Source organism: Mesorhizobium sp. LMG17149, from assembly GCF_024518695.1.
Lineage (GTDB): Bacteria > Pseudomonadota > Alphaproteobacteria > Rhizobiales > Rhizobiaceae > Mesorhizobium.
In genome coordinates, this window is record NZ_JANIFL010000012.1 from 161972 (window position 1) to 178103 (window position 16132).

Sequence of the window (16132 nt, forward strand, 5' to 3'; positions counted from 1 at the left end):
TGTTCCGGGAAAGGCTGCGCAACCGCGTTTGAGGTGGGTCAGCGCAGCGTTGACGTTGGTATTGGCAGGATGCGGCGATCGGCAATCGGCCCTCCATGCACACGGTGCGAACGCCCGGAGAATCCTTGATCTGATCTGGTCTTTCAGCGCAGTCGCGGCGGCCGCGTGGCTGCTTGTCATGCTGGTCTTGGCGGCAGCGCTTTTGCGTCGCCGCCTCTCCGAGACAACGCGCTCGCCGCTCGAGATCGATTCACATCAGGAGCGCCGATTTACCCGCGCTGTCGGCAGCGCCGTTGCGTTGACCGTTCTGGTGCTCGTCATGATGACGATAGCGAGTTTTTTCGCCGGCAAATCCATTGCTTCGCTGAGCGGAACGGAAACGCTTGCCGTGCGGATCACGGGGCACCAATGGTGGTGGGAGGTCCGGTATGCCGGTAATGATCCCTCGCAATCGATCGTCACGGCAAATGAAATCCATGTCCCGGTTGGCGAACCGGTCAAGGTCGAACTCGATTCGCTCGATGTTATTCATAGCTTCTGGGTGCCGAACCTTGCCGGTAAGCGCGATCTCATTCCGGGCCGGCCAAGCCAGCTTACCCTCATCGCCGATAAGCCCGGCATCTATCGTGGCCAGTGTGCCGAATTCTGCGGCTATCAGCACGCCCATATGGCCATCACCGTCATCGCGGAAAGCCGCGAAGCGTTCGACGCATGGCAATCCAGGCAAAACGCCGTCGCATCCGCCCCTGGCGGCGAGGAAGAACGCCGCGGCCAACAGGCATTTCTTTCCACCGGCTGTGCGCTCTGCCATACGATAAGAGGCACGCCTGCCAGCGGAACGGTCGGTCCTGATCTTACGCATCTCGCCAGCCGACGTGCACTGGCCGCAGATACGCTGGCCATGACCCCTGGCGCGCTCGCCGCCTGGATTGCCGATCCACAGTCGATAAAGCCCGGCGCCAAGATGCCGCGCATTGCCCTTAGCGCCGACGATCTCAACGCGGTCGTCGCCTATCTCGGAAGCCTCGAATGAGCGGCATTGGGGGAAAGCCGGCCGAGCATACCCAGGAGGGCCTGAAAGGCATCCGTGACACCGGCCTCGAAGAGGTGAGACTGCGCGCCTTTCTGGCGCATGCCTGGCGAACGCCGAAAGGCTTCTACGGCTGGCTGGTCACGGTCGATCACAAGCTGATCGGACGGCGCTATATCGTGACGGCTTTCCTGTTTCTCGCCCTTGCGGGTCTATCAGCGCTCGCCATGCGTTTCCAGCTTGCCCAGCCGGAGGCCGGCCACATCGGCCCCGATCTCTACAACCAGCTGTTCACCATGCATGGCACGACGATGATGTTTCTGTTCGCCGTGCCGGTGATGGAAGCTTTCGCCATTTACCTGGTGCCGCTGATGATCGGCACTCGCAATGTCGCCTTTCCGCGGCTCAATGCATTCAGCTACTGGGTCTATCTTTCCGGCGGGCTGATGATCTGGATCGCCTTCGCCTTCGAAACCGGTGCGGATGCCGGCTGGTTTTCCTACGTACCGCTCGCCGGACCCGAATATGGCATCGGCAAGCGCCCCGATTTTTGGGCGCAGATGGTGACCTACACTGAAGTGTCCGCGCTCGCGGTAGCGGTCGAGATCATCGCGACAGTGTTCAAACAACGTGCTCCCGGCATGTCGCTTGACCGCATCCCGCTCTATGTCTGGTCCGTCCTCGTCACGGCTTTCGTCATCCTGTTCGCCATGCCGGCCGTGATGGTCTCGAGCACAATGCTGATCCTGGACCGCCTGGTCGGCACGAAATTCTTCGATCCCGCTGCAGGCGGCGATGCACTGCTGTGGCAGCATCTATTCTGGTTCTTCGGCCATCCCGAGGTCTACATCATCTTCATTCCGGCGACCGGCTTCGTCTCCGCGATCCTGCCGACCTTCGTTCGCCGCCCGATCTTTGGCTATCTCGGGATCGTCCTGTCGTTGATCGCGATCGGTTTTCTTTCCTTCGGCCTGTGGGTGCACCACATGTTCGCTACCGGCCTGCCGCAGCTCGGCGAAAGCTTCTTTACCGCTTCCTCGATGATGATCGCCATTCCGAGCGGCATTCAGATCTTCTGCTGGATTGCGACGATCTGGGGCGGCCGGCCGATCTTCGCCACGCCCATGCTTTTCGTGCTCGGCTTCATCTTCACCTTTGTGATCGGCGGCCTGACCGGGGTCATGGTCGCCTCGGTGCCGCTCGACCTGCAGGTACACGACACCTATTTCGTGGTTGCCCATTTCCACTATGTGCTGGTCGGGGGCGCCGTCTTCCCCCTGCTCGGCGCCGTTTACTACTGGTTTCCCAAGATCACCGGACGCATGCTGTCCGAGAGGCTCGGCCGCTGGAATTTCTGGCTCGTCTTCCTCGGGTTCAATCTCACCTTCTTCCCCATGCATATTCTCGGTCTGCAAGGCATGCCGCGCCGCGTTTATACGTATCCGCCGGCGAGCGGCTGGGGCGAGATGAACCTCTTCATCAGCCTCTCTTCACTGGTGGTGTTCGCTGGCTTTGCGCTTTTCTTCCTGAACCTCCTGCTCAGCCTTCGCAACGGCCGCATTGCCGGAGACAATCCCTGGGGCGCGAGCACGCTCGAATGGGCGACGACGTCGCCGCCACCCTCCTACGATTTTTCGCGGCTGCCCGTGATAACTCACCGCGAACCGCTTTGGGCCGAGCCCGATACGCTTCCCGTGGTCGAGGGTCTGCGTGTCGACGCACGCGAGGTGCTCGCCGGCACGGTCGCCGATGCGGTGCCGCAACTAAGGGTGCCATCGGCTGACAACTCGATCTGGCCGCTTCTGTCGGCCATTGCGGTGGGCGGTGCATTTCTCGGTTCGATATACACGCCCTGGGCGGTGGTCTGGGGAGCGATCCCGGTTTCGATCGGCTTCATCTGTTGGTTCTGGCCGAAAGGCGAGCCGGAGGACGAGGAATGAGGCACCGTCCCGTCGCCGACGTCAGCCACCTGCCCACATATGATTTCGGGTCGGCGAGCCCGATGTGGTGGGGAACCCTTGCCTTCATTGCTCTCGAGGCAACAGGCTTTGCCTTGGCGATAGGCACCTACTTCTATTTGGCCGTGCTGGCCCGGCATTGGCCCATTGGAGCGCCGGCGCCAGATTTGCTGCCGGGCACGGCAGTGTTGATCATTCTGGTTGCGAGCGTCGTGCCCAACCACCTGATCGAGTTTTGGGCGCGTCGCCAGGACCTCGCGAAAGTTCGCCTTGGCATGGTCGTCATGTCGGTCGTCGGGATTCTTCCGCTGATCGTTCGCATCTGGGAATTTCCGGCGCTGCGGATTTCCTGGGATCAGAACGCTTACGGATCGATCGTGTGGTTCCTGCTTGGACTGCATACCACGCATCTTCTTACCGATGTCGGCGACACGATCGTCCTGGCGGTTCTCATGTTCACGCAAAAAGGCAAGGCGGGCCGCCGCTTCAGCGACGTCTCGGACAATGCGTTCTACTGGGACTTCGTCGTCGTCTCATGGGTCGTGCTCTATCTTGTTATTTATTGGGCTCCGAGGATGTGAGATGCAGGCGATCCGTACCGGCGTTTCCTGGGCAGGTCTGGTCAGCGGGCCAGTTGCATGGGCAATAGCCCTGCAACTCGATTACTCCATTGCATCCTGGCAGTGCCATGCCGGCTTTCGTCCCACTGCCTTGTTCTCATTGATAGGCGCCGCTGTCGCCCTGGCAGGCACGCTCCTGTCGTGGCACGCCGTTCATGACCGCGGACATGGTACGATCCCGCCCCGGAAGGCGCGCACGCGTGCGTTCCTTGCCAGGACTTCGGTGGGCATCGGGGCGCTGTTCACGCTCATCTTGCTGGTGCAAGTGGTGGCAGGACTGATCTTCAGCGGATGCGAACTGTGACGACGCCAAAGACCTGGAGATTGGCCATCCGCCGGTGCGCGCTTTGGCCTGCCATGGGCATTCCATTCCCGGCCGTCACCTCCCGGGCGGTCGCGCTCGTCTTGGCATCGTTGCCCCTTTGCACCGAGCTGCGGGCGAGCGAAATCCAGAGGGGTGAATATCTCACGCGAGCGGCCGACTGCATCGGCTGCCACACGTCCAATCCGAGCCGCCCCTTCGCTGGAGGCTATCGCGTGCCGACACCCTTCGGCGATGTATACTCGACCAACATCACACCAGATCTCGAAACGGGCATCGGACGCTATTCCGCGGACGAGTTCGTGCGAGCCGTCCAGAAAGGTATCAGGCGCGACGGAGCCGATCTCTACCCCGCCATGCCCTATGACAGCTTCGCCGCAATGAGCCGCGAGGACGTGCTTGCGATTCGGGCCTATCTCCTTGCGCAGCCGCCGATTTCCCAGCCGCGGCCGCGAAACATTCTGCCTTTTCCATTCAACCAGCGCTGGACGGTTGCGCTGTGGAAGCTCGCGAACCTCCAAAGCGGCAGTTTCACGCCTGATCGGAGCCGGACCGCCGCATGGAACAGGGGAGCCTACCTTGTCGAGGTGCTCGGCCACTGCGGTGCCTGCCACACGCCAAGGAATGCGACGTTCGGCATGGATGAAGACCACAAGCTTGCCGGCGGCACCGCCGGCATCTGGCACGCCTTCAACATCACCAGCGACAAGATCGCAGGCGTCGGCGGCTGGAGCAACGAAGAGCTGTCTCGATTCCTCAAAACCGGCGCCGTGCCCGGGAAGGCCTACGCGGGCGGGCCGATGGCGGAAACGGTCATGAACAGCCTGCAGCATCTTTCCGACGACGACATCCAGGCTATTGTCGCCTATCTCAGGGACGTGCCCGCCCAACCGGGAGACGAGAAGCAGCCGCGTTTCTCATGGGGTAACGCGGCCGCGGCCGACGGCGATGCTGGAACCGAAGGGATGACGCAAGGCAGCGGAACCGCAACCGGCGATGATCTCTATCGATCGCTCTGTTCGACGTGCCATGGGGCGAACGGAGGCGGATCATCAGACGGATCCTATCCGTCCTTGACCCGCAACAGCACCCCCGGCGCGGCCACGCCCGAGGATGTCGTCATGACCATCCTTGAAGGCGTCAAAGCTGGTGACGTGGCCGGGCGTCAATCGATGGCGGCCTTCGGCGGCTGGCTGGACGATGGCCAGGTGGCAGCTCTTGCAAATTACGTCACCGCGCGGTTCGGAAATCCCGACCTCAGCGTCACCGCGGCCGATGTACGCCAGATGCGGGCAGGAACGACAACCAGCAAGGCGATCATGATTCTGGCGGCTCAATCACTTGTAGCGGGCGCCGCCGTGTTGATGCTTGGCCTGCTGCTTTTGCTGGCAAGACGCCTGCGCCGTGGGGCGACTTCAGCGCGCCTCATGTTCGCGCATAGAGATAGGCGGTAATGTCGCGCGCCTCTTGAGGCGACAGATTTGTATTGGGCATGGCCGTCTTCGGGTCAACGTCCCGCGCCCTGCTGATCCAGCGCATCATCGCATCCGGGGTGGCTCGCGACGGCCCGGTATATCCTCTTTCGACGACGCCTTGCAGGGACGGACCGACGGTGCCACGGGCGCCGGGCACTCCCGGGATTTCGTGACATCCGCCACAGCCGTTGCGGTATCATTGCCGGGACGGCCCGGTCAGGGTCGCCACCGATGGCCTGTGCAATGGTGGTTTCCCGGAGATTGTCGCCGCGGACCAAGTTGACGGCGCAAACTACCGGAACAATGGCGATTGCCGCGGATACGCCTGCCACCCAGGGCAGCGCGGATGGCATCAACCTGACGGGTTGTCGGCTCATCCGCGCCTGCTGCCGCAGTCGCAAGACGCGGCCCGGTGGCCGCTGCAAGCGCCCTCAAACGCCCGATCATCCCCGGATCTCGCTGGAAACAACTCAATCATCGGCGATGAAAATCATACCAGCGGGCCGAACACGAATGTAGCCAGCAGAACAAGGAAAATCACAGCAGTAACTGCGATCGCCCACATGACGATCCTTCTTGTCCCCCGTTGCTCTTGCTTGCGAGAGATATCTTCTGACACAGTACGAAATCCTTGCTGCCAAATTCAACTGACGATAAGGCTCGGCATCTGCATGAGCCGGACCTGCCGGACTGTTGGGCCGCGTCTTGGAATTGGCCGCGGCCCGGGGCTCACGTGCTTACCAGCCCTGCCGACCGTACCAGTCATCGATATCGCGCCGCACACGGTCCTTTTCGAGGCCGTAACGCTCCTGGATCTTGCCTTCGAGTTGATCGCGCTTGCCGGCGATGCGGTCAAGGTCGTCATCCGTGAGTTTACCCCACTGCTCCTTGACCTTGCCTTTCACCTGTTTCCAGTTTCCTTCCACGCGGTTCCAGTCCATGACACCGTTCTCCTTCGGTTTGAAAACGTCTAACCTCGGAGAGCAAACGCAAATCAACGACGGATGTTCCTGGAACTCGACGCTCGTCTTGCTCTCACAGGCCGCGATCCATTCCTTTACGCTCAGCCTGCGTCATCAATTGAGGTCGTCCTGCTCGAAGGCGACGCCATGACCTTCGACCCAAGACGCCTCCACACCTTCCGCAACAGTTCCGCCACCAAGCAGGCGCAAGCGCTTTTCATCCTGTCGCCGCCATCCGTCTAGAGGCAAAGTCATCTTAAGCCAGCGTAGTCCGATGATGTCGGCTTTCGGGAAACGGCGAAGCTGGTCTTAACGACCGACTTGAGGCGCAAAGCCGCCATTCGGCTTGAGATAAATTCGGCCAGCGAAATGGCTGGACCAGCTTCCTGAATCGATTTGAGCGAACGGCTTCGTAACCTGTTGACAAATAATGATTATGTCTCTGAGGGTCAGTGCTTCCTGCACAAATCAATACGTTAGGGGCTGGACTGGAGTGGCGGCCTCATTTTGTAAAAATCCGGGAGTTGGCAGCTTTGCCAGCTAAGCAGCGACGCCACCTAAATAGGCGCTGATGACCGCTTCGTTGCTCGCAAGATCACTGCCTGGTCCCTCAAGCACAACGCGCCCAGCCTTGAGGACATAGCCATAGTCGGCGAATTTCAAGGCGACTTTGCTATTCTGCTCCACAAGCAGGATGGTCACGCCTTCACGATTGAGGCGCTGCACGATGTTCATGACTTCCTTGATCAGTTGCGGCGCCAGACCCATGGAAGGCTCGTCGAGCAACAGCACCTTGGGCGCGGCCATGAGGGCCCTGCCGATCGCCAGCATCTGTTGCTCGCCTCCCGAGAGGTTCCTTGCATCGCCATTCTGTCTGCGCGCCAGGATGGGGAAGAGCTCGAAAACATGATCCAGCCGCCGGCGGCGCTCGGCGTCGTCGGCAAGCGTGAAAGAGCCCAGGTCAAGGTTCTCCTTGATCGTCATGTCGCCGAAAATACGCCTTCCCTCCGGAACGTGGACGAGCCCGCGATGCGGCAGGCGATGGGCAGGGACTTTGGTTATATCCTCGCCCAGGAAGCGGACACATCCGGAGGATGCGGCAACGAGGCCGGACAGCGTGCGCAGCGTGGTGCTCTTGCCCGCACCATTCGCGCCAAGCAGGGCGACGATCTGGCCGCGTTTGACCGAAAGGCTGACACCATGAAGGGCTTCGATGCCGTCATAGCGCGCGACGATGCGGTCCGCGGAAAGAACGATTTCGGCGTCCATCATTCCTCCGTACCGAGATAGGCTTCGATGACCCTGGGGTCTGTTCGCACGGCCTCCGGCGGTCCGTCGGCGATCTTCTGCCCATAGTCGAACACCACGATCTTCTCCGACACCTGCATGACCAGGCCCATATCATGCTCGATCAGCAGGACCGTGACGCCGGTTTCGTCGCGGATGCGGCGGATCAGGTGCACAAGGTCCAGCTTCTCGCGCTCGTTCAGGCCGGCGGCAGGCTCGTCCAGCAGGATGAGTTCGGGTGCCGACGCCAGGGCTCTTGCGAGTTCGAGCCGCCGTTGATCGCCATAAGAGAGACCGCCGGCGCGGCGATGCGCATGCTGCTCGATACCGACAAAATCGAGCCAGCGCATGCCAGCCGCGCGGATCGTCTCCTCCTCGCGCCGCTGTGCCGGCAAGTGCAGGATCGCCGACATGATGCCGTGGCGGCTGCGGCAATGCTGGCCGGACATGGCGTTTTCCAGAACGGTCATTTCCTTGAACAGCCGGATGTTCTGGAATGTGCGGGCGAGGCCGAGCGCGGTGATGCGATGCGGCGGCAAGCCGGTGATTGGCCGGCCGCCCAGACTGATCGAGCCGCCCTTCGGCTTGTAGAAGCCGGTCAGGCAATTGAAGAGTGATGTCTTGCCGGCCCCGTTCGGCCCGATAAGACTGTTGATGGCGCCTTTCTCAACTGAGAACGAAATGTCGTGAAGGACTTTCAGTCCTCCGAAACTGAGGCGCAGATCGCGGACTTCCAGCAGCGCCATGGTCAAACTCGCTTGTCCGGCCACAGCCCGTTCGGCCTGAAGAGCATGATTGCCAGCAGCGCAACCGCAGTCACCAGGGGACGATAGGTCCCCGCGCCGCGCAGCACCTCCGGAAGCAGGGCCACGAGAACAGCACCAAGGACGACGCCGGGAATGCGGCCCATGCCGCCCAGGACGACGCCGAGAAGGATGAGCAGCGATTGGTTGAAGGTGAAACTCTCCGGCGAGATGGCCGTCATCTTGGCTGCGTAGAGGCATCCGGCCACGGAAGCGATCACGGCGCCCATCATATAGGCTTGCAGCTTGGCCGTGACACGGTTGATGCCGATGCCAGCGGCGGCGTCCTCATCGTAGCGAACGTAGAACCAGGCTCGTCCCATTCGCGATCGCTCGACGCTCAGACAGACGAAGGCGGTGAGCAGCGCAAGCACCAGGAACGCATAGTAGAAGTGCTGCACCTGCATCAACCTGAAGCCGAATATCTCCGGGCGCTCGATGCCGATGAGTCCGCTCGCGCCACCGGTGATGTCGAGGTTGCGGGCGATGATGCGCACGATTTCGCCGAAGCCCAGCGTCACGATCGCCAGATAGTCGCTGCGCAATCTCAATGTCGGAGCCCCGATGATGATGCCAGCCACGCAGGCTGCCGCCATGGCGACCGGGATGGTGAGCCAGAAATTGAACCCGAATTCGGCGGTCAGGATGCCTGACGTGTACGCGCCGACTGCGAAGAAGGCGGCGTAGCCGAGGTCGAGCAGGCCTGCATAGCCGACGACAATGTTGAGGCCGAGGCACAGAACGACATAGAGCAGCGCCGTGGTTGCCACCTCCGTCACATAGCCGTTGGCGAATTGCGGCAACACCAGCGCGACGGCGAGTGCCGCCAGGCCGGGCAGCACGACGGACCAGCGCATCAATTGCGGTTGCACGGCTGCCGGCATGGTTCTCACTTCGTCGATCATCACACCCGCTCCACGACAGAGCGTCCAAGAAGGCCGGTCGGCTTGAACACAAGGAACAGGATCAGGGTCCCGAAAACGAAGACGTCACGCCACTCCGATCCGACGAAGGGCAAGGACGAACCGAAAGCCTCGAGCAGGCCGAGCAGCAAGCCGCCGAGCATGGCGCCCGGCACGCTGCCGATCCCGCCGATGACAGCGGCGGTGAAGGCCTTGAGCCCCATGATGAAGCCCATGAAGAAATGGACACTGCCATAATAGGCGCCGGCCATGACCCCACCGCCGGCAGCGAGCGCCGAGCCCATGAAAAAGGTCAAGGCGATCACCCGGTCGACATCGATGCCCATCAGGCGGCTCGCCCCCATGTCGATGGACACGGCGCGCATCGCCTTGCCGTACATGGTGCGTGAGACAAAGGCCTGCATGCCTGCCATAAGAGCAATGGAGGCGGCCACCAGAACCATCTGCGTGTAGGTGATATGAACGGTGGAAATGTCGACACCGGCAAAACCGAGGTCGGTGTTGAAGGCGTAATGCCGCCCGCCGGTCAGGGCGAGTGCCGTGCCGTTCAACACCATCGAGGCACCGAGCGCCGTGATGAGGATGGAGAGGCGCGGCGCGTTGCGCATCGGCCGATAGGCGAAGCGTTCGATGATGACGCCGAGCAAGCCGACAGCCAGCATCGACACAAGCAGGGCGCAGACCACGCCCAGCCAGCCATTGCCGACCCATATGCCGACAAAGGAGAAGACGATGAGGCCGACGAAGGCGCCGTTCATGTAGATGTCGCCATGGGCGAAATTCAGGAGCTTGATGACGCCGAAGACCATGCTGTAGCCAAGCGCGATCAGGGCATAGAACGAGCCGACGATAAGACCGTTCACCAGTTGCTGAATAAGCAGGTCGAGCGTCATTGATGCTCCAGGGCAGAATTGAAAAGTCTTGTCTGGGCGCAGCGTCGGCGCACCAGACAATCGGCGGTGACGCCGAGGCCGCCACAAGGCCTGCCTCGGCATCAATCCGGTTGGCCTTTATTCGACAGCCACCCACTTGCCGCCCTTTGCAATCACCGGGCGGAAGTTCGAGGTCTGGAGCGTGTTCTTGTCGGTGAACTTGATTTCACCGGCGAGGCCCTTGAAATCGCTCGCCTTGAGCGCCTCGATGATCGCTTTCTGATCCGCCGACTTGGCCCGCGTGATCGCATCGACGATCAGGTCGCCCACATCGTGGGAGAGCGCCGCATAGGCGCCGGCGTCGCGGCCATAGGTTTCCTTGTACTTGGCCTTGAAGTCGGCGGCGCCGGACAAGAGGTCGACAGTCGGCGGAGACAACAGGTACACGCCCTCACCGGCCGACCCGGCGATCTCCAGATATTCCGGTGAATTGTTGCCGTCGCCCAGCACGATGCCGCCCTGGAACCCGGCCTGCCGGAGTTGCTTGGTGAGCAGAGCGCCACCGGCATGGTAGGCGGTCCAGAAGACAGCATCGGCGCCGCTCGACTTGATCTTGGTGACGACCGCCGAATAGTCCTGCTCGCCGGCCGTGGTGGTCTCCTTGGCGGCAATTTCGCCGCCAGCGCTCTTGAAAGCTTCGGCGGTCAACTTGGCCAGGTCGGACGAATAGGCATCGCCTTCGTCCACGAACGCGAACTTCTTGTAGCCGTTCTTCTTGAAGAGTTCGACGGCTGTCGTCGCCTGCATGTCGCCGGTCGAATTGGCGAGGAAGGCATTGCCCTGATTGGCGGCGACCAGCTTGGTCGAGTTCGCTCCGATGATGACGAACGGAATGCCGGCGTCACCATAGATCTTCAATGTCGGCAAGACGGCGCCCGAGCAGTAGCCGCCGACGATGGCGGTCACGCCTTCCGAGACAAGCTTGCTGCCTGCGGTCACCGCCTGTTGCGGATCGCAGGCGTCGTCGGCGGTGGTGGTAGTGATCTTGTCGCCGTTTACGCCGCCCTTCGCGTTGACGGCATCGATCGCCATCTTCACGGCGTTCTCCATATCCTGCCCTTCACTGGCCAGTTGGCCGGTCATGGGGGCCACGATGCCGATCTTGACGTCGGCAGCCGCGGCCATCGTGGTCAGAGCCAGCCCGGCAAGGGCGGTGGCGCAAGCTAGCCTCTTGAAGGAAACAACCATCAATTCTCTCCATTTTCCCCTGTTGGTGCATCCAGGCGGCGTGCCCGAAATGCATTGTTTCGCCCCCGGTTAGCTGCGGAGCGGTTATGTTGAGCAGGATCGCCGGCCGGCCACACGATTGTCACCGGCAAGGACTGACCCGGCAGATCAGTGACTGCCGCTTGAAGCCCGGGCATAGGCTCCCTGATAACGGTTCTCCTGGATGCTCTGCATGATCTCGGCCTCGCGGGCTTCCTGCGACCGGACGGCCGCCAGCAAGGCCGCGGCACCGTCGATTGGAAATGCCACGACGCCATCCTCGTCGCCGACGACGATGTCGCCAGGACCGACGACCATGCCGCCTATGCAGACGGGAACATTTATGGCTCCCGGACCATCCTTGTAAGGTCCGAGATGGATGGCCGACCGCGCGAAACATGGGAACGGATTGCGGCCGATGGCACCGGCATCGCGAATGGCGCCGTCGATGACAATGCCTGCGGCGCCACGCGAAGCCGCGACACTTGTCATGATTTCGCCGACCAGCGCGCGCCCCTCATAGCCACCGCCGTCCACGACAATGACGTCGCCGGGCTGCAGCAGATCGAGCGCACGATGGATGAACTGGTTGTCGCCGGGGCGGGTCCTGACCGTCAGCGCCCTCCCCGCCATGACGCCGCTGACCCGATGAAACGGCCGCAACCCGACAGCCCCGGGGACACGAGCGAGATTGTCGCTGATCAACGGCGTCGCAAGGGCGCGGAACGCGTCGATCAGTTCGCTTTCCTGAGATCCATCCGCCATCGCCTACACTCCTCGCCGTCGTCACTTTATGAATATAGTATCCAATCACAATTAATTCAGTGGAGTCAACCGGCTTAAGATGGTTGGCAGAAAAAAGCCAAAAGTGGCTTAGGAACGGCAAACGGCTGCAGAACCGACCCAACAGATCCACTTATCCGGGGCTTGCAATGGCGTCGAAGTTCAAGATAGATTGGATAACATATCCATAGATGCGTAATTGTGAGAAGGGATTGGTTTGTGAAGCACGCAGGAAAAGTCGTGATCGTCACCGGGGCGGCACGAGGCCTGGGCCTTGCCTGCGCCGAGCGCTTTCATGCCGATGGCGCCAAGGTGGTGCTTGTCGACATACAGGCCGATCGCGGGCGCGAGCATGCCGAACGTCTTGGCGAGCGTGCCGCCTGGCTATCGGCGGATCTCTCCGAATGCACGCAGGAAATGGCAGCCGATATTGTTGCCAAGGCCACGGAGCGATTCGGCGGCGTCGACGTCCTCATCAACAATGCCGGCATCATCCATCTGGACGATTTCGTCGACTTCCCCGAGGAAGCCTTCGACCTGGTTCAGCGGGTCAATCTGAAGGCGCCCTTCCTGCTCGGACAGGCCGCGGCACGAGCCATGATCGCGCAGGGACGCGGCGGCTCGATTATCAACATGTCATCGATCAATGCCATTCTGGCCATTCCCAATTCCGTCGCCTATGCCGTGTCGAAGGGCGGCATCAAGCAATTGACGGCGGTGATGGCTGTCGGACTGATCCCGCACAATATCCGCGTCAATGCCATCGGCCCCGGCACCATCCTGACCGACATGGTCAAGAGCTCGGTCATGGCCAGCGAAGCGCAGCGCAAGACTATCCTGTCGCGCACGCCGAGCGGCCGCTGTGGCGAGCCATCGGAGATTGCCAGCGTCGCTTCCTTCCTGGCCAGCGACGACGCTTCCTACATTGTCGGCCAGACCATCTATCCGGACGGCGGCCGTCTGATCCTGAATTATACGGTGCCGGTGAAGGACTGACCGCTCATGGTTGTCGGTTCGCCCCACATCAGTCTTGCGGGATCGGGCGCGCTGCTGCTCGATGGAATGCAGGGGGCTTTCAACGATGCCACCCAGGAACTGGTCTGGGCGGTAGCGAATGCCGCGCTGAGCCTCGAAGGGGTGCGCGAGGCCGTTCCCGGCATGAACAACCTGCTGGTGGTGTTTGACCCGCTCGCCACAGACGCCCACAGCGTCGGAGATCAACTGATGTCGCTCTGGTCCGCCACCGATGCCCACCCGGTGACCGGCACGCATCATACGATACCCGTTCACTACGGCGGCGCGCGCGGCGAGGATCTCACCGGCTGGGCCGCGCATTGCGGCCTGTCTGTCGACGAGACCGTCAGGCGCCACGCAGCGGCCCGCTACACCGTCGCCGCCATCGGCGCCATGCCGGGTTTTCCCTATCTGTCCGGTCTCGACCCGCTGCTTGCCTGGGCAAGGCGCAGCACGCCTCGCCTCAAAGTCGCTGAGGGCGCCGTCATCATTGGTGGCGCGCAGGCGGGTATCATGCCGATGACCGCGCCGTCCGGCTGGCACATCATCGGCCATACCGACGTGAAGCTCTTCAAGGCCGAAGCGGAATTGCCCGTGCTGCTCAGGCCCGGAGACAAGATTCGCTTCGCAATTGCAGGGATCGAGGCATGATCGAGATCCTCACCACCGGCCTGCCGAACACGGTCCAGGATCTCGGCCGGCCCGGTCATCTGGCGCTGGGGGTCAGCCACGGCGGCGCCATGGACAAGCAGGCACTGGCGATCGCCAATCTCATGCTGGGCAATAATCCTTCGGCTGCCGGGATCGAGGTCGCGCTTCATCCGTTCCGGCTGCGCGCGCATATCGACACCGCCGTCGCCATCACCGGCGCTGATTGCGCCGTCAGCATCGGCGACCGGCCCTGCCCGCCCTGGTGGGCCATGACGATCCGCGCAGGCGAGACCCTTGTCCTCGAGGCGCCGCGCGCCGGTGCTCGTTCCTACATCGCCTTTGCCGGCGGGATCGATCTGCCGCCCGTCATGGGGTCGCGCGCGACGGATGTGAAAGGCGGTTTCGGCGGGTTCGCTGGACGCGGCCTGTCGCGCGGTGACCGGCTTGCGCTCAAACCTGCGCAATGCCGCCTTCCCGCGGGCGGCGTCGGCGCAGCGCTGGAGGAGCGACGAGGCGCGGCGGACGCCTTGGCCTCGGCAATCGAATTGCGGGTTCTGCCGGCCGCCGAGTTCGACGCCTTCACGCCGGAGGCCCAGGCGGCCTTCGCCGGCAGCGAATGGCGCATCACCAACGACGCCAACCGCATGGGATATCGCATTGCTGGAGAGACGCTTTCGCTCCTCTCACCGCTCGAATTGCTCTCGCACGGCATCGTACCAGGCACAGTCCAGGTGCCGCCGTCCGGCCAACCGATCATCCAACTTGCCGATGCCAACACTTGCGGCGGCTATCCGAAGATCGCTACGGTGATCGAAGCCGACCTCTGGCGGCTGGCGCAAGCGCCGGTCGGCGCGCGCCTGCGTTTCTCAGCGGTCTCGATAGAAGCGTCGACGGAAGCGCTTCGCGCGAACCGGCAGCAAAGTCACGACTTTATCGCCGCCCGAAACCTTATGGCCGGCGAGCAGAGGACTCTATGAAAATTCGCCCCTTCACCATCGAGATTGCCCAGTCTGAAATCGACGATTTGAAGAAGCGCATCTCGACCTGGCGCGAGCCGGACCAGTTGGAGTCAATAGGCTGGGCGCAGGGAACGGAGCACGAGCAACTGCGCCGACTAATGCAGCACTGGCGCACCGGCTTCGACTGGCGCAAGCAGGAAGCCGCCTGGAACATCCATCCGCACTACCAGACGGATATCGGCGGCGAAACCATCCATTTCATCCATGCGCGCGCCGCTGTGGCGACCAACAGAACGGTCATACTCACCCATGGCTGGCCAGGCAGCGTCTTCGAATTTCACAGGCTGATCCCGCTTCTGACAGACCCGCTTTCGCATGGCGGAAAGCAGGAAGATGCCTTCAACGTCGTGGCCCCGTCGATTCCCGGCTATGGCTTTTCAAGCCGGCCGACCAGGCCTGGCCTCAACCTGTTCACCGTCGCCGACCTTTGGGCCGAGTTGATGAGCCGTCTCGGCTACAAACGATATCTCGCGCAAGGTGGCGATCTGGGCGCCGGCGTGTCGACCTGTCTGGCGCACGCGCATCCAGGCAGTCTCGCTGGTGTGCATCTGAATTTCATCCCCGGCTCATTCTCACCGCCTCACGATGCAAGCCCGGACGGTGACTTGACGTCGGAAGAGCGCGCCTTCCTGGAACGGAAAGCCGGATGGGCGGATCTTCATGGCGCCTATGCTCATATTCAAGCGACGCGCCCGCAAACGCTTGCCTACGGGCTGACGGATTCGCCTGTCGGACTGGCGGCCTGGATGATCGAGAAGTTCCGCGACTGGAGCGATTGCGATGGCGATCTGGCCAACGCCGCTTTTTCGCGCGACGACATGCTCGCCAACATCTCGCTCTACTGGTTCACCCGGACCGTCGCTTCGTCGATGCGGCTCTATTGGGAAACGCGCGCCCGTCCGCTTGCATTCGCGCCCGGCACGGCGATCAACGTCCCGCTTGCAGTGGCTTTGTTCCCCAAAGAGCTGCCGATGCCGCCAAGGAGTTGGGTCGAGCGCGTGTTCAAGGACATCCGCCAGTGGACAGCGATGCCGCGCGGTGGTCATTTCGCAGCCCTCGAGCAGCCCGCTTTGCTTGCACAGGATCTAAGAGCCTTTGCCGGTGGTCTGGATTTTTAAAGGCAGCGTTAGCGCGCAGCCAAACCCGA

17 protein-coding genes are annotated in these 16132 nt (G+C 62.1%); 9 read left to right on the forward strand and 8 right to left on the reverse strand.

All coding sequences use genetic code 11. The features are described from left to right. Positions 1-28 precede the first annotated feature (28 nt). The 5 genes from coxB to NP945_RS32025 are packed head-to-tail and all read left to right on the forward strand — an operon-like array spanning position 29 to position 5384. Complete coding sequence (gene coxB / locus NP945_RS26015; RefSeq protein WP_256747991.1) at positions 29-1033, forward strand: cytochrome c oxidase subunit II; 1005 nt, start codon at positions 29-31, stop codon at positions 1031-1033. Next, entirely contained in the window at positions 1030-2970 is a 1941-nt protein-coding gene (gene ctaD / locus NP945_RS26020; RefSeq protein WP_256747942.1) for a cytochrome c oxidase subunit I, read from the forward strand. The genes coxB and ctaD overlap by 4 nt, the downstream gene beginning before the upstream one ends. Next, positions 2967-3569: a cytochrome c oxidase subunit 3 gene (locus tag NP945_RS26025; RefSeq protein WP_128288175.1), complete on the forward strand. Its 603-nt coding sequence runs from the start codon at positions 2967-2969 to the stop codon at positions 3567-3569. Before ctaD ends, NP945_RS26025 begins: the two co-directional genes overlap by 4 nt. A gap of 1 nt (position 3570) precedes the next feature. After that, entirely contained in the window at positions 3571-3912 is a 342-nt protein-coding gene (locus NP945_RS26030) for a hypothetical protein (protein WP_256747943.1), read from the forward strand. Then, entirely contained in the window at positions 3909-5384 is a 1476-nt protein-coding gene (locus NP945_RS32025; protein WP_256747944.1) for a cytochrome c, read from the forward strand. The genes NP945_RS26030 and NP945_RS32025 overlap by 4 nt, the downstream gene beginning before the upstream one ends. Here the strand turns inward: NP945_RS32025 and NP945_RS32030 are convergent. From NP945_RS32030 to NP945_RS26070, 8 genes are all read right to left on the reverse strand, one after another. Next, a complete protein-coding gene (locus NP945_RS32030) occupies positions 5356-5562 on the reverse strand; it encodes a cytochrome c family protein (RefSeq protein ID WP_372337991.1) in 207 nt (68 codons plus the stop codon). The two genes, NP945_RS32025 and NP945_RS32030, sit on opposite strands and share 29 nt — an antisense overlap. 580 nt (positions 5563-6142) lie before the next feature. Beyond that, the gene (locus NP945_RS26040; protein ID WP_023809505.1) at positions 6143-6346 is read right to left on the reverse strand and encodes a CsbD family protein; all 204 of its coding nucleotides are present in this window, start codon (positions 6344-6346) and stop codon (positions 6143-6145) included. A gap of 561 nt (positions 6347-6907) precedes the next feature. Continuing rightward, the gene (locus tag NP945_RS26045; protein WP_127266690.1) at positions 6908-7636 is read right to left on the reverse strand and encodes an ABC transporter ATP-binding protein; all 729 of its coding nucleotides are present in this window, start codon (positions 7634-7636) and stop codon (positions 6908-6910) included. Further along, on the reverse strand, positions 7636-8400 hold the full coding sequence (locus tag NP945_RS26050; protein ID WP_256747945.1) for an ABC transporter ATP-binding protein: 765 nt from the start codon (positions 8398-8400) through the stop codon (positions 7636-7638). The genes NP945_RS26045 and NP945_RS26050 overlap by 1 nt, the downstream gene beginning before the upstream one ends. 2 nt (positions 8401-8402) lie before the next feature. Beyond that, a complete protein-coding gene (locus tag NP945_RS26055) occupies positions 8403-9362 on the reverse strand; it encodes a branched-chain amino acid ABC transporter permease (protein ID WP_256747946.1) in 960 nt (319 codons plus the stop codon). Beyond that, positions 9362-10273, reverse strand: a complete 912-nt coding sequence (locus tag NP945_RS26060; RefSeq protein WP_023809510.1) for a branched-chain amino acid ABC transporter permease — start codon at positions 10271-10273, stop codon at positions 9362-9364. The genes NP945_RS26055 and NP945_RS26060 overlap by 1 nt, the downstream gene beginning before the upstream one ends. 117 nt (positions 10274-10390) lie before the next feature. After that, positions 10391-11500 carry a branched-chain amino acid ABC transporter substrate-binding protein gene (locus tag NP945_RS26065; protein ID WP_256747947.1) on the reverse strand — a complete coding sequence of 370 codons (1110 nt, stop codon included), beginning with the start codon at positions 11498-11500 and terminating at the stop codon, positions 10391-10393. 147 nt (positions 11501-11647) lie between these two features. After that, positions 11648-12283 (reverse strand): RraA family protein, encoded by a 636-nt coding sequence (locus NP945_RS26070; RefSeq protein ID WP_127266694.1) that lies wholly within the window; start codon positions 12281-12283, stop codon positions 11648-11650. Between the two features lie 237 nt (positions 12284-12520). Here NP945_RS26070 and NP945_RS26075 point away from each other — a divergent pair, with 237 nt between their 5' ends. From NP945_RS26075 to NP945_RS26090, 4 genes are read left to right on the forward strand one after another with little or no spacing between them, the layout of a single operon-like run. Further along, positions 12521-13297, forward strand: coding sequence for an SDR family NAD(P)-dependent oxidoreductase (locus NP945_RS26075; RefSeq protein WP_164898436.1), 777 nt, complete (start codon positions 12521-12523; stop codon positions 13295-13297). Between the two features lie 6 nt (positions 13298-13303). Continuing rightward, on the forward strand, positions 13304-13966 hold the full coding sequence (gene pxpB / locus NP945_RS26080; protein WP_256747948.1) for a 5-oxoprolinase subunit PxpB: 663 nt from the start codon (positions 13304-13306) through the stop codon (positions 13964-13966). Then, positions 13963-14943, forward strand: a complete 981-nt coding sequence (locus NP945_RS26085; RefSeq protein ID WP_256747949.1) for a biotin-dependent carboxyltransferase family protein — start codon at positions 13963-13965, stop codon at positions 14941-14943. The genes pxpB and NP945_RS26085 overlap by 4 nt, the downstream gene beginning before the upstream one ends. Next, complete coding sequence (locus NP945_RS26090) at positions 14940-16103, forward strand: epoxide hydrolase family protein (protein ID WP_256747950.1); 1164 nt, start codon at positions 14940-14942, stop codon at positions 16101-16103. The genes NP945_RS26085 and NP945_RS26090 overlap by 4 nt, the downstream gene beginning before the upstream one ends. Positions 16104-16132 lie beyond the last annotated feature (29 nt).

Excerpts from the sequence above, each read along its gene's own strand:
- NP945_RS26045 (WP_127266690.1), bottom strand. The coding sequence starts at position 7,636 with ATGGACGCCGAAATCGTTCTTTCCGCGGACCGCATCGTCGCGCGCTAT.
- NP945_RS26065 (WP_256747947.1), bottom strand. The coding sequence starts at position 11,500 with ATGGTTGTTTCCTTCAAGAGGCTAGCTTGCGCCACCGCCCTTGCCGGG.
- NP945_RS26055 (WP_256747946.1), bottom strand. The coding sequence starts at position 9,362 with ATGATCGACGAAGTGAGAACCATGCCGGCAGCCGTGCAACCGCAATTG.
- NP945_RS26060 (WP_023809510.1), bottom strand. The coding sequence starts at position 10,273 with ATGACGCTCGACCTGCTTATTCAGCAACTGGTGAACGGTCTTATCGTC.
- NP945_RS26040 (WP_023809505.1), bottom strand. The coding sequence starts at position 6,346 with ATGGACTGGAACCGCGTGGAAGGAAACTGGAAACAGGTGAAAGGCAAG.
- ctaD (WP_256747942.1), top strand. The coding sequence starts at position 1,030 with ATGAGCGGCATTGGGGGAAAGCCGGCCGAGCATACCCAGGAGGGCCTG.
- pxpB (WP_256747948.1), top strand. The coding sequence starts at position 13,304 with ATGGTTGTCGGTTCGCCCCACATCAGTCTTGCGGGATCGGGCGCGCTG.
- NP945_RS26085 (WP_256747949.1), top strand. The coding sequence starts at position 13,963 with ATGATCGAGATCCTCACCACCGGCCTGCCGAACACGGTCCAGGATCTC.
- NP945_RS26050 (WP_256747945.1), bottom strand. The coding sequence starts at position 8,400 with ATGGCGCTGCTGGAAGTCCGCGATCTGCGCCTCAGTTTCGGAGGACTG.
- NP945_RS26025 (WP_128288175.1), top strand. The coding sequence starts at position 2,967 with ATGAGGCACCGTCCCGTCGCCGACGTCAGCCACCTGCCCACATATGAT.
- NP945_RS26090 (WP_256747950.1), top strand. The coding sequence starts at position 14,940 with ATGAAAATTCGCCCCTTCACCATCGAGATTGCCCAGTCTGAAATCGAC.
- NP945_RS26070 (WP_127266694.1), bottom strand. The coding sequence starts at position 12,283 with ATGGCGGATGGATCTCAGGAAAGCGAACTGATCGACGCGTTCCGCGCC.
- NP945_RS26030 (WP_256747943.1), top strand. The coding sequence starts at position 3,571 with ATGCAGGCGATCCGTACCGGCGTTTCCTGGGCAGGTCTGGTCAGCGGG.